This window comes from uncultured Campylobacter sp. (assembly GCF_938045345.1).
GTDB lineage: Bacteria > Campylobacterota > Campylobacteria > Campylobacterales > Campylobacteraceae > Campylobacter_B.
Genome location: NZ_CALIMS010000040.1, coordinates 17,431 through 30,011, shown reverse-complemented (window position 1 = coordinate 30,011; position 12,581 = coordinate 17,431). Strand labels below are relative to the sequence as shown.

Below are 12,581 nucleotides of genomic sequence, written 5' to 3'. Positions count from 1 at the left end.
TTTCTAAACGAGCCTGATATCGCTAAGAAAAACGAATACTTAATCATATTTTTCGATAACGCGATCACAACCACGACGGTCTCGCTAGCTCTAGGCGTGGGCGTTTCAGTGGTGCTGATTTCATTTTACGATCAGTCTTGATGATAACTAGAGGGGCGAAATTATAGAAAAGCAATAAAGCCTTGTATTTTTATTCCTAAGATATTTTGTATAAAGAAGTTATTTATATAAAATAATCTATAATACGAAATAGCATATAACAACATGTCTAGGAAATAAAAGGTAAAAATATGAGTTTATCATTATCAGCAGAGCAAAAAAACTTAAGAAGTATTTTTGACATTCAGCAGCAGTATGTAATACCTTCCTATCAGAGGGGATACTCTTGGGAGTATGACGAATGTTATCAAATGTATAATGATATCATGGATGCCCACCATGAAAATCAAGAGTATTTTATTGGAAATCTAGTTATTGCAAAAAGCGACGAAAATAAGGATAGATTAGAAGTTGTAGATGGGCAACAAAGGCTTACTACATTGCTTCTGTTTTTTAAGGTCTTGTACATATACCAACCAAAGTTACAGAAATTACATGACTGCTATATAAGAAAGGATATATACAGTGATCGTGAAGATATTAGAATAAGATCCGAAGTTTTTGAAGTAAATGATGAAAGAAATCTTGCATTAGTATTGCACTACGATAGAAATGATTTTAATAACAAAATTAAAGAGTTTTTGGATTCAAAAGGGGGATTTTTGGTTCATAAAATCATGAATATATTTGAGAGAAATGCTTTATTTTTTTATCACTGGATTGAATATTATATAAATAACGGAGGGGATTTAGATGCCTTTATTAGATTTCTGTTTGAGAGTGTATATCTGCTTCCTATAGAATTAAATGGAAAAAATTTTGAAGAAGCCAATAACAAAGCGCTAAAGATATTCGAAACTCTTAATAATCGCGGTAAAAGTTTGAATGATGCAGACATATTTAAGGGGAAATTATATGAAAAAGCGAGAAAGATCAATGAAGCAAAAGCCTTCATTGATCAATGGAAAGACCTAAGAAGTCGTTGTGAGATTAGTGGTACAAAAATAGATGACTTGTTTAGATATTATTCTCATATAATAAGAGGCAGGGAAAACAAAACGACTTCCGAAATAAATATTAGGGATTTTTTTATTGAGGAAAAATATTCGCCATTTAAAACGAAGAATTATGATGAAGTTTTACAAGAGCTATTCGATATCATAGAGGTTGTAGAATTTATAAATAAAGAGAAAAACGGAGAAACCGAATTGGCTAAATGGTTACAGCTATTGGAAATTTATACAAATCAGTTTCCTAAAATAGCATTGGTAGTATATTTGTATGTTAAAAATATTAATACACAAAATACTATCGAAACAGTTAAATTTTTAAAAAAACTTATAAGATTGGTATATTTTAATGGCTCTACTAGTGTCATTAAATTTAAAATATTTAACATAATAAGAGATATTAGTATTGATAGAGACATTGATGATTTCATTGAGAAAAATATACCCATTGAGCGTTTTGATTATTTGGGACTTCTTAAAAACGGATATGCGCTTTTGGCGTTTTATTTAATAGAGGATAAGGCTTTGAAGCAAACTAGTTTTGATAAAATCATTAATTATAAGGATAAAAAGTATCTTGTAGATTGGAGTGATGAACAAATATCTGATGTTGTAGATATGCTTGGTAATATAATTGTTTTAGATATAAGCAAGAAAAATATCACTATAGATAAAAAGAAGGATTATTTAAAAAAATCAAATATAGAAGAAGTGAGGTCAATAGCTGATGACATGGATAATATATCGTATGAAAAACTAAAAAAAAGAGACATTGAATTAAAAGAGAGGCTTATTAAATTTTTTAAAGGTGAGATATGATTAAAACAATAAAAATCAATAATTTCTTAGCTCATGAAGATTTAGCGGAAATAAACTTAGAAAATGGAGATAATTTTTTGCTTTATGGAAACAATGGGGCAGGCAAGAGTTCTATATATGAAGCATTAAAATTATGTTTTTTTTTGGGAACGGTTAGTGAATGAATTTGTACCGTCTGATATCAAAACCAATGAGGATCGCGAACAGGCAGTAAATGATTTTTATATGAGCTACAACAAAAAAGGGGCTAAAGAGAATTTTGAGATTAAGATAAATAACGTCCCTTTTAAAGATTTTAATAGTAGAAATTGTAGTAGCTATATGGCGGATATAAATTTGATAATGGTTGATAAAAGTTTTAAATTAGAAGATATAATCAAAAAAACTTATCTTTGTGATTGTAAACTTGATAAGGTAATTTTAAAGATTGATGATATTCAAGAAAAATCAAATGATTTTTTGGAGTATTGTAGAGAAGATATAAAATTAGAAATAGATCAAAAGGATGACTATTATATTAAAGTGGCAAATTCAAAACGAGGTATTGAATATACTAAAGAAATAAGGAGATATTTTAACGAAGGAAAGGTTAATCTAATTATATTCTCCATTTTATTTGCAATTATTGAAATTTTTAAATCTAAAGAAAGCAAAAATGTATTAATCTTAGATGATTTTGTGACTAGTCTTGATAATACAAATAGAGCATTTATTATAAAGTATATTTTAGATTATTTTATAGATTTTCAAATAATAATTTTTACGCACAATATATATTTTTATAATCTAATTATAGCTATTATCGATATAAAACGGGAAAGCCATGAATATTCAGTAAAGTGGCAATTTGCAAACCTGTATGAGATTGGAAATAGTGCTAGAATATATAATAACTCACAATATAAATCAGTTGAGAAAATAAGAAAGTATTATTCTGAACAAGCTAAAGGATCAGAACCACAATTTAAGATTATAGGGAATTTGATTAGACAAAAATTTGAAAGAATGGTATATGAATTATCAAAAATTGTGATGATTGGTGGTGTTGAAGATAGTAAAAATATTATTCATTCGATATGTGGTCAGCAATCAATATATATGAAGAAAGTTGATAAAAAGATTAAACTTGCCAATGATTTAATAACCGAGATTGACGAATTAAATTCTATTGAAGAGATAAAGAGTAAAATTAAAGAATATCGTTTGGATATTTCTGATGAAATAAAAAATGTACTGTTAAATTTGGACATATATAAAAAAATTATCATGAATCCGCTTTCCCATGCGCCCCAGTTGGACGATAGCCATAATTGGTATGAAAAGGAAATAGAAGATGCGCTGGTTTTGCTAGAAAAATTGGAATTAAATATTAATGGTTTAAAGAAAGGTATAGTTAATTAGTATTTGTAACATGAAAATACGAATCTACTACGAGGATACCGACGCAGGCGGCATAGTCATCGCGCAAACCTATATAAAATTTCACAAGCAAACACTTAGATAGATGTTTTTGATTCAAAACCCAAGCTTTTTGTAAAGACGGGCATTTTGTCGCGAGCAAGATTTGGGCTAAATTTAAAAAGCCCAGCCGTCTTGGACGACATACTAATAGCTGAGCTAAAAAAGATGTCTGCAACATTAACTTATCAAATTTACGAATGCTCTCTATTTTTTGCCCGCCAGAAGCTTTGAGCTGCCCAGCATCAGCCATTTGGCTTCGCGCGGGCCCATAAAAAGCCCCTGCGTCGTGTCTATAAGCTCGACCCGCTCATAGCCCTGCTCCTTAAGGCGCGCGATGAAAGCGTCCATGTCGCCGTAGTTTCCGCGCGAGAAAAGATCGTGGATCGCGAAGCTGCCGCCCTTTTTAAGTACGCGGAGCGTCTCTAAAAGCAGCGCCTGGCGATCCTTGCGCATGATATTATGATAGACGTAGTTGCTTGTAACCGCATCGAAGCTGCCGTCCTCAAAGGGCAGCTTCGTAGCGTCGGCCTGCTCGAAGCTGGTGTTTTGCACACCTTCGGCGCGCGCGTTGGATTCGCACAGCTGTTTGTTAAAAGACGCGTACTCAAAGCCCCAGCGATCGACGCCCAGCACCGATGCGTGCGGGTTGCGCTTAGCCACGGCGATCGTTAGCGCGCCGCTACCGCAGCCCACGTCCAGCCCGCGCCCGCCCTCGGGTAGATCCACGTATTTCGCCGTGCCCTCTACGATCGCGCGAGAGAGCTGACGCTTGCCGCCGTAATCAAACGCGCGGTACCACACGACGCAGTAGATCGTAAAGCCGATCAAAACTAGCGCCGCTGCGCCGAAAAGCCCCGCAAGAAACCACCTCAGCACGCCGCCCACGAAGGCGCCGCAAACGCCGAAAATCAAAAATAAAACTAACGCTACGCCCGCACCCGCGGCAAATGACGCGATCATGCCCTTAGGCACCCAGTTTTTATAGTCCGGTTTCATATTCGCTCCTTTTATTAAATTTAATCTCGCGGCGGCAAAGCACGCTGCGGCGAAATTTTAAATTCCACCCGTAAATTTTAAATTTCGCAGCTCAAACCTCGCTTAAATTTAAACGCACGCTAATAGGTGTATTTAAACTCCGCGTAATAGTTGCGCCCTGGAGCCGGAGTATAGACGTCTGCGCGTAAATTTTGGTTGTAATTATACTCCTCGTCAAAGACGTTTTTGACTCCCGCGCTTATCAAAAATCCGCTTGCGAAGCGGTACGCAGCGCCCAGATCCACGATCGTGCGCGAGTCGATCCTATCGTGGTTGGCGTCGTGCGATGATGAGAAATATTTAAAATCGCTCATCAGCGTTAAATTTCTAATCGGCTCGTAATCGACGCCCAAAACGAACTTCGAGCGCTCCACCAACGGAACCTGCTTGCCTTTATTCGCACCGGATTGGATCTTGGCGTCGACATATGAAAAGGTCTCACTGAGCTTTAAATTTGAAAGCAGGCTTTGCTCCGCATACAGCTCCACGCCCTTGCGGCGCGTCTCGTCGATATTTATAAAATGCCAACCGTCGGTGATCGAGCTACCCAAAGTTTCGTTTATGATCTCGTTTTTCGTATCGGTCCAAAAGATCGTAGCGCTTACGTATTGCCCGTAGATTAGATCTTTAAGACCGATCTCGTAGGTTTTAAAGGTTTCGGATTTGAGGTTATTAAGCACATAAGGGCCGTTGCGACCGAGCTTATCAATGAGCTGATTAGGGCCCGGGGAGATATAGCCGCGCTCAAATTTGAAATAGACGTTGCCGTCTTTAGAATAATTAAAATTCGGCGTGATCTCAAAAGCGTAGTTGTTTTTATCATCCGTTACGTGTGTGCTTTCTTGTGTGTGAAAGATGCGCCCCATCCTACGCACCGTCGTAGAGACCTCGCGATTTACTTTGTATTCGGCGCGCTCAAACCGACCGCCCGCACTAAGCGAAAACGCCTCGGTGAAATTGTGCTTTTCTAAAGCATAGACCGAGTGGGTAAGCTTTTGCATATCAAAAATCGTAAGCTGCGAAAGGCTCATCATAGGATTCATCGCAGCGTCGAAATTTATCCTACGAAAGCCCTTGTTTTTGAGATAATCATATCCCGCTATGAACTCGCCGCTGTCGTAGTCGAGCTTGCCTTTTAAATTTGCCCCCTCTTTGCGGTCTTTCATCACAAATCCCTGCTGTATAATCCTGATATCTTGATAATAAGGGTACAAATTTGCTTCGATTTTATCGCCGAATTTTACCGTATATCTTAGATCAAAATTTGATCGCGTACTTTTGGTAAAGGTCCTCTCGCCTCCCTGCTGGCGGCGATCCGCCTTAAGCTCGGCAAGACCCAGAGTAGGCACGGAATAGGTTCTAGCTTGATAAAAGCTCGGATCGAAAGAGATACTTTGATCGTCCGAAATTTTATAATGCACCCCGAGCGAGCCGTAGTAGCCGGTATTTTTCTCGCCCTTGCGATATCCGCGCTGCTTAAAGCCCTTAACGGCGGTTTTTAGAAACAGATTATCGCTCACGCCTCCGCCGAGCCCCAAATTTAGATCCTTGTAATTATACGATGCGATCTTGGTCGAGATATTGGCGTACGGGTATCTGGCGCCCTTTTTCGTGATGATGTTTATCACGCCGCCGCTGGTGCCGCTGCCGTAAAGCACGCTACCGCCACCGGGGATGATCTCCACGCGCTCGATATCCTCGATCGGAACGAGATCGATCGGAATGCTCGTCGGCGTCGTGTCGATCATATTGAGCGCGACTCCGTTAAGAAGGACCTTAACGGAGGTATTTGCCTTCTGACCCTGTCCGCGCAGATCGACCGTATCGCCGTGAAAGCTAACCCCCGGCGCCTTTTCTAAAATTTCGCGCAGATCGCGGTAGCCGCGGTTTTCCATATCCTCCGCGGTGATAACCGAGACGTTGCGAACCTCGTTTTTAAGCATATCCTCAAAGCCCGTCGCGGTAACTACGATGGTGCCCAGCTTCGTGGCGTTCGCGCCGGAAGCGTTTTTAGGAACTGCGGAATTTACCGCTTGCGCGCCGGTCGCGCCGATATTTGCAGACGTAGCGTTGTTTTCGGCTCCGTTTAGTTGCAATGCGGCGCACAAACTTAGCGCGATCGCGGCATTTGAAAGATAAAATTTCTTAAACATCACTCTCCCCTATTCAAAATTATAATTTTGCGAATGATTTGCAAATGCTATATTATAATTTCTCTTGATTAAATAATAATAAATTTCAAAGATTAAAGATAGGTTTTTTAAAATTTTGGCGTAGATTGGATGAAATTTTGATCTTGAGCGTTTTACGTAGCGCGGTAAAATTTCGGTTTTAAATTTAGACTCTTTAGCGGTTTTTATTTCTTAAAACAGTAAATTTGCAAAGCGAATATAGCTGGAATTTTAAAATTTAGACCTTACACCCGCCTGCTTTACCAAATTTTGCCTCGATCAAAAGCACCAAGATGAAGAAAATTTTTTCGTCGTTAAACTTCGCAAGCTCGCGCAGGCCTTGATCTGCGCTTACAAGCTTGATGCCGTTTGATTTCAAAATCTCAGCGAGCTCGTCCGGCTCAAAGCCCATTTTATTAGCGATTTCTCTGATATTATAGCGCTCGATCGCGCCGATTATGCGATCCATATTACAAAAGCCGGGATTTTTGCGGCTCAAAACCACGTCCAAAAACTCGCTCCAGAGCTTTACGAGCTTCTTTCGCCTTGTGATTATATGCAAGATCGCGACGCAAAGCAGGCCAAATCCCACGATCTTATGCAGGCTCATCCATGCTTCGTCGTATTCGCCGTGCGCAAAGTAGGCGCCCGAAAAGCCTAAAATGCAAAGCGCGCAGCCTAGCAACACGATGAGCGCAAATTTATAAACAATCCCCGCTTTAAGCATAAAATCTCCTTGCTTCGTTTTAAAATTTGGCGGCTTAGGCGTAGCGCCCGCGAACGCTACGGCGGCGCTACGTCTCGTCGGTCGCCGCTATCGTATTGCCTCGGCGTTATTGCGCCGCCCACACTGCTGCTTCACTTATACGCTCCGTCGCCATCATCGTATCGCGCGTTTGCGCTACTTGCGCTGCGCTTTGCCTACATACACATCCTGTCAATCGCGGTTGCCATATTGCGGCATTTTATGCTGTCGCCGCCGCAATCGCGCCGCGCCCTTGTGCTGCCGATCCGCCGTCACGGCCGCGCTGCTCGCTTCGATCGTAGCGCCGTTACGATGATGATTTGCCCGAGCGAAGGTTATGTCATACGGCGCCGAGTAGGTACGTATCGCCGCTCCGCTTCTCGACTACGGCGTGCCGTCTGCGCCGCCGATGTGTTACGCGCCATCCGACGCGCTACCGACTTATCGCGACGCCCGCGCATCGTGCCGCTGCCGCAGCCCGCGCATTTAGCACGCCGTTACACTACCGATCACGGCTCGGTTTAAAATTTTATCTAGGCGATGTCTCCTCGGCGGATCATCTTGCGTTTAAATTTTACTGACTTAAATTTTCGCACAGAACGTGATCGCACGCCAGCTATCGATCTCCAAGCCACTTGTCACGCCGTAGTGCTTGCCTGCTGCCGACTGCGTGCGAGCGCCTAGCCACGCGGGCGCTAACGCCCATGTATGCGAACACCTAGCGCCTCGGCTAAATTTTATTGCCACTTGATATAAACGAGTAATTTTAATAAATCTGGATTTAAAAAGATATGAATTTAAAGGCGAAATCCATGCCGCGTGAAATTTCAACGGCCGAATTTAAAGCTCTATCGTACGCTCGAATATGTCCTCAAGCCCCGTTTGATGCACGATCGCTAGCATGCCTAGCCTTGGTAGATCCGCGCGCAGACCAAGTAGTAGCTCGCGCGCCGAGGCGAGATCGAGCGCGGACGTGATCTCATCGGCAAAAACAAAGCTCGGCTTGTGATAATGAATACGTGCGAAACTAAGCCGCTGCGCCTCCCCGCCGCTTAAAATTTTAACGTAATCGGCGCGCGAGTTTAGCATACGAGCAAATTTCTCAAGTCCTACGCGGCGTAAAATTTCTAAAAATTCCGCGTCGTCTGCGTGCGTCGTCTGCGGATAGGAAATGAGCTCTTTTAGGCTAAGCGGCGCTAGATAGGGCTTTTGCGGGATAAACATCACGCCCGTGCGCGGCAGACTGATCTCGCCGCGGCCATATCGCCAAAGCCCCGCCGCGTAGCGCAGAGCCGTACTTTTGCCCGCGCCGCTCTTGCCTCGCAGCATTATAAACTGCGCGGGCGCAAGCTCAAAGCGTAGATCCTCGATCAGCGGCTCGCCCGCAGGCGTGAAGACCGACAAGCCCTCGCAACGAGCGGAATTTTCGTCGCTTTGTTTGACGCAAGTACGCAGATTTGCGCTCTCGCCGTCCATGCGCGAGATGAACTCATAGATCCTCTGCACGCTCGCCGCCCACTCCATGATCTGCTTATAATAGTCCATAAACCACGCAAATCCGTCCTGCACGCTGTAAAACGTCGAGCGCGCCTGCATCATATCGCCGAAGCTCATCGCGCGCGACAAATACAGCGGCAAGCAGGCAAAGATCGGGATTAAATTCGTGATTTTTAGGTAGCTTGCCGAAAAGCATTCGAGGCGAAATTCCGTATTCATGATGCTGCGCCAGTTTCTCATGATCTCGCCGAAGCTCGCGCGGAAGCGGCCGCGCTCGGCATCCTCTCCGCGCATAAACGCCACGGCTTCTGCGTTTTCGCGCACGAGTAGCAGATCCGAGCGGTAGTCGGCTTCGGCGCGCTGCTTAGCAAAATTTAACCCCCTAAGCCTGCGCCCGATGAGATGCGTAATCAGCGAACAAAGCAGCGTATAGAGGAGCGCGACGTAGAGCAAAAAGCCTTCGATCGCAAAGTGCATGCCGAAAATTTCAAATTTCAACACCTTCGAGACCTGCCACAGGATCGCAACGAAGGCGATGAGCTTGGCGAGATTATAGACAAGCGATTTTACGAGATCGACGCTTTTTTACACGAGCAGCAGGCTGTCCTCGGCGATACGCTGATCGGGGTTGTCTAGCTTTGCAATTCCCCGGTCTTCGGAAGCTTTAAACGAACCTTTGGCATCCGCTTCGGTTGCGGGGCACCCAGCCCGCGCCCTCACGGACGCCGCACGTTCGTTTAAATTACCCGTATCTCGTCTTGAATATTCTTTAAAATCTTCCTTACGCTGCTGGTTTAAATTTTCGTTCACATCGGTGCCACTCGCCTCGCTTGCAAGATACTCTGCGCGATCGCTCGCAGAGCCCACGCATTCGTTTAAGCCATCCGTATCCTGCTCCAAATATGCTTTAGTATTCTCGGCGTTTTTTGAATTTTTAAAATTCTCGTCGCTACGATCGTTTAAATTTTTATTCTCGCTTGCGCCGCTTTGCTCTGCTGCATTTTGCTCCGCCGTGCTCGGTAAAATTTCAAACCCCTTTGCATCTTTATGTAAAGCCGCACTGCCCGCTTCGGCTGCGGAACACTCTGCACGCTCATTTAAATTTACGTCGCCGGGTTTTTCTAAATTTGATCCGCCCCTGGCGCTAAAATTTCTATCAAGGCTCGTGCGGTAGAAGTTTGCGTTATGTAGCCATTTGCGCTCCATCATCGCGCTTAGCCGCTCGCGCCAGACGATCACGAGCAGTTTGCGAAGCCAGCTGCCGCAGACGATGAAAAGCACGATGAGCGCAGTGTAGAGCAAAAACTCGCCCACGAGCGCGGGAATGAGCTCGCCTTTAAGCTCGCTTAGCGCGTCGTAAAAGCGCTTGTCCCACGCGTTCATCAGCACGCTGATTTTGATGATAGCGAGGCTAAAACCAAGCGCGAGCAGCAGCAGCGCCCACAGCTTCGCCGCACCCTTACCGAACCAGTGCGGACGTAGAATTTCAAAAAATTGCTTTAGCGTTTTCAAATTTTCTCTTTAAATTTTAAAATTTAGCGCCGATTACAGCGAAATCGCGGGATTAAATTTGATCCCGCAGCCTCGCGAGCGGATTTTATGCTCGCAAGTCTGCGCGTTTAATTCGCTTGGAATTTCGCGAGATTAAATTTTATCGCCCGCGATCGCCCGCGCCAATCAATCGTTAATCAACCAAATCGCGAGTTAAATTTTAATCCCGCGGCTTCGTTCAAATTTTACCCGCCTCGCTACGTGCTACTTGCGACAAAGCTTAGCCTCTCGCCTCTACGCCCGCTTCATCCGCGCTCTTATAAAGTCCGATTTATCCGCAACCGCGTGCGAGGAGTTTATCCGAGTTCGCATAAGCGCAAAATTCCATCCGTGCTCAATACGTATAATTTAGCGTTAGTATAAAATTCCGCGGCTCGCCGTAGTAGTTATTATGCCCAGCGACGCGATTTTGCGTGTTTTGAAAATACTTCTTATCCGTGATGTTTTTGACCGCAAAATTTACGCTAAAGTGCTTGTCGAAATTATAGCCGACATTTGCATCCCACAGCGTGTAGGCCTTCTGCTCGGGAGCTACGTAATTTACGTTTTGATAAAATCCCGACGTGGCGCTTTGGTATCGCATACCGACGCCAAATATCAGCTTGCGCTGGGCGGAAAACGGAATTTCGTAATTCGTATAAATTTTAAAAAGATGCTTCGGAATATATTTTTTCGCATTGGCGCCCTTGCTATAATCGACCGTCGTAGAATTCGCCTTCTCGCTTTTTAGATATTCGCTGCGATTAAACGTATAGCCCGCAAACACTTTCCAACTATCCGTTATCTCTCCTTGCGCCTCTACATCGACGCCTCTGCTTCGCACCTTGCCCTCGGCGATAGAGTAATTCGTATTTAGCGGATCTTGAATAGCTCTATTTTCTTGGATTATCTGAAATAGCGCAATGCTGGTATTTAACGCGCCTTCAAAATACTCGCCCTTTACGCCGGTTTCTACGTTGTATCCAACTACGGGATCTAATATCTTACCGTTTCTGTCGGTAGAACTTTGCGGTTTAAAAATTTCCGCATAGCTTACATACCAGCTGTGATTTTGCGTAAAATCCCACGTTAGCCCCGCATACGGCGCAAAATGTACTTTCGTAGGTCTGTCTCGCTTGCCGGTCTCGTTCGGATAGATATAGTCTTTCAGATAGGCGTTATATTTTACTCTGGAATATCGTCCGCCCAATAATATATGCCAATCCTCGCTGAGATTGTATCTGGTGCCTAGGCTAATAGCAGATTGATAAATTCTATTGTATTGCGTATAATCCTGGGTAAGGCTGCTTCGATTGTTCCAATCAGGCTCTAGGATCAAGTCTTTGTTCCAGTTGTAAATACCCATTCCAAGCGAGTTTAGAGTTAAATTTGTCGGATATTTTCTATTGTTGCTAAATTTTTCTCTCGATGCCGAGCCGTCTATAAAGAACTCATGTTTCTTGCCGAAGAGCTCATACTTGCCCTCAAGCCCGATTTTTGCAGCGATCTCTTTGGAGGTATTTTCATATTTTTGTCTCCTTACATTATGCGACGTAGTGCCGTTATAAGGATTTACTCCGCCTAGGGAGCCAAATTTAAACATACCTTTGCTATCGGTATAATTCACTTTCACGTAGGCTTTCGTATCGTCACTCAATTCATGGCTTAGCTCGGTGAAGGCGTTGTATTTTCTATACTCGCTTCTATCCCAATTCGAGCCGAAATAGCTTTTGCGGCTTAAATTTAAAAGATTTCCCCGCTCGTATATAACCGGAACGCCGAAAACATCATAAACGCCTCTTGATTTTTGATAGATCACGCCCGTGCTTAGCAAAGTCTTCTCGCCGATGTCAAAGTCAAATAACCCACCCACCGCGCTGCGCCAGCCGTTAGCGTAATGTTTGTAAGTACCCTCTTTGCCCGCTACGCCAACCAAGCGTCCGCGCACGGTGCCGCTTTGATTTATCGCATCCGTTACGTCGATCATACTACGGTAATTATCCCAGCTACCGCCGCTTAGGCTTGCGTTAAAACCAAATTCGTCGCTCGGGCGCTTACGAACTAAATTTACCGTACCACCAGGCTCGCCGTTGCTTTGCGTAAGGCCTGCTACGCCACGCAAAACCTCGACGCGGTCGTAAAAAGCAAGATCGGTAAATTCTTTTGAAAAGCCCAAAGGACCTTGCACAGAGGAGGAAACCGAGCTAATCATTC

Annotated in this window: 9 protein-coding genes and 2 pseudogenes; 4 read left to right on the top strand and 7 right to left on the bottom strand. The window is 43.7% G+C overall.

What is annotated here, in order from left to right; translation table 11 throughout:
• The 4 genes and pseudogenes from Q0144_RS10600 to Q0144_RS07895 form a co-directional block, all read left to right on the top strand.
• A pseudogene (locus Q0144_RS10600) lies at positions 1-167 on the top strand (threonine/serine exporter); the annotation flags it as partial.
• Between the two features lie 123 nt (positions 168-290).
• The gene (locus Q0144_RS07905) at positions 291-1,928 is read left to right on the top strand and encodes a DUF262 domain-containing protein (RefSeq protein WP_297944489.1); all 1,638 of its coding nucleotides are present in this window, start codon (positions 291-293) and stop codon (positions 1,926-1,928) included.
• A complete protein-coding gene (locus tag Q0144_RS07900) occupies positions 1,925-2,092 on the top strand; it encodes an ATP-binding protein (RefSeq protein WP_298063105.1) in 168 nt (55 codons plus the stop codon). Before Q0144_RS07905 ends, Q0144_RS07900 begins: the two co-directional genes overlap by 4 nt.
• Positions 2,085-3,329: a hypothetical protein gene (locus Q0144_RS07895; RefSeq protein WP_298063102.1), complete on the top strand. Its 1,245-nt coding sequence runs from the start codon at positions 2,085-2,087 to the stop codon at positions 3,327-3,329. Before Q0144_RS07900 ends, Q0144_RS07895 begins: the two co-directional genes overlap by 8 nt.
• Before the next feature lie 264 nt (positions 3,330-3,593).
• On the opposite strand, the gene Q0144_RS07890 is transcribed toward Q0144_RS07895, so the two are convergent.
• The 7 genes and pseudogenes from Q0144_RS07890 to Q0144_RS07860 all read right to left on the bottom strand — a co-directional run bounded on the left by Q0144_RS07890 (position 3,594) and on the right by Q0144_RS07860 (position 12,579).
• Positions 3,594-4,385, bottom strand: a complete 792-nt coding sequence (locus Q0144_RS07890; RefSeq protein WP_298063099.1) for a class I SAM-dependent methyltransferase — start codon at positions 4,383-4,385, stop codon at positions 3,594-3,596.
• Between the two features lie 119 nt (positions 4,386-4,504).
• Positions 4,505-6,577 carry a TonB-dependent receptor gene (locus tag Q0144_RS07885; RefSeq protein ID WP_298063096.1) on the bottom strand — a complete coding sequence of 691 codons (2,073 nt, stop codon included), beginning with the start codon at positions 6,575-6,577 and terminating at the stop codon, positions 4,505-4,507.
• Between the two features lie 256 nt (positions 6,578-6,833).
• Positions 6,834-7,322 (bottom strand): chemotaxis protein, encoded by a 489-nt coding sequence (locus Q0144_RS07880; protein WP_298063093.1) that lies wholly within the window; start codon positions 7,320-7,322, stop codon positions 6,834-6,836.
• An 858-nt stretch (positions 7,323-8,180) separates the two neighbouring features.
• Positions 8,181-8,816 carry an ATP-binding cassette domain-containing protein gene (locus tag Q0144_RS07875; protein WP_298063107.1) on the bottom strand — a complete coding sequence of 212 codons (636 nt, stop codon included), beginning with the start codon at positions 8,814-8,816 and terminating at the stop codon, positions 8,181-8,183.
• A gap of 12 nt (positions 8,817-8,828) precedes the next feature.
• Positions 8,829-9,407: pseudogene (locus tag Q0144_RS07870) on the bottom strand (SbmA/BacA-like family transporter); the annotation flags it as partial.
• Between the two features lie 15 nt (positions 9,408-9,422).
• On the bottom strand, positions 9,423-10,349 hold the full coding sequence (locus Q0144_RS07865; protein ID WP_298063091.1) for a hypothetical protein: 927 nt from the start codon (positions 10,347-10,349) through the stop codon (positions 9,423-9,425).
• Positions 10,350-10,722: 373 nt separating this feature from the next.
• Complete coding sequence (locus tag Q0144_RS07860) at positions 10,723-12,579, bottom strand: TonB-dependent siderophore receptor (protein WP_298063088.1); 1,857 nt, start codon at positions 12,577-12,579, stop codon at positions 10,723-10,725.
• Positions 12,580-12,581: the final 2 nt, after the last annotated feature.

What these genes read in the sequence shown, in the direction of transcription:
- Q0144_RS07905 (WP_297944489.1), top strand. Translation starts at nt 291, where the DNA reads ATGAGTTTATCATTATCAGCAGAGCAAAAAAACTTAAGAAGTATTTTT.
- Q0144_RS07900 (WP_298063105.1), top strand. Translation starts at nt 1,925, where the DNA reads ATGATTAAAACAATAAAAATCAATAATTTCTTAGCTCATGAAGATTTA.
- Q0144_RS07890 (WP_298063099.1), bottom strand. Translation starts at nt 4,385, where the DNA reads ATGAAACCGGACTATAAAAACTGGGTGCCTAAGGGCATGATCGCGTCA.
- Q0144_RS07885 (WP_298063096.1), bottom strand. Translation starts at nt 6,577, where the DNA reads ATGTTTAAGAAATTTTATCTTTCAAATGCCGCGATCGCGCTAAGTTTG.
- Q0144_RS07880 (WP_298063093.1), bottom strand. Translation starts at nt 7,322, where the DNA reads ATGCTTAAAGCGGGGATTGTTTATAAATTTGCGCTCATCGTGTTGCTA.
- Q0144_RS07875 (WP_298063107.1), bottom strand. Translation starts at nt 8,816, where the DNA reads ATGGACGGCGAGAGCGCAAATCTGCGTACTTGCGTCAAACAAAGCGAC.
- Q0144_RS07860 (WP_298063088.1), bottom strand. Translation starts at nt 12,579, where the DNA reads ATGATTAGCTCGGTTTCCTCCTCTGTGCAAGGTCCTTTGGGCTTTTCA.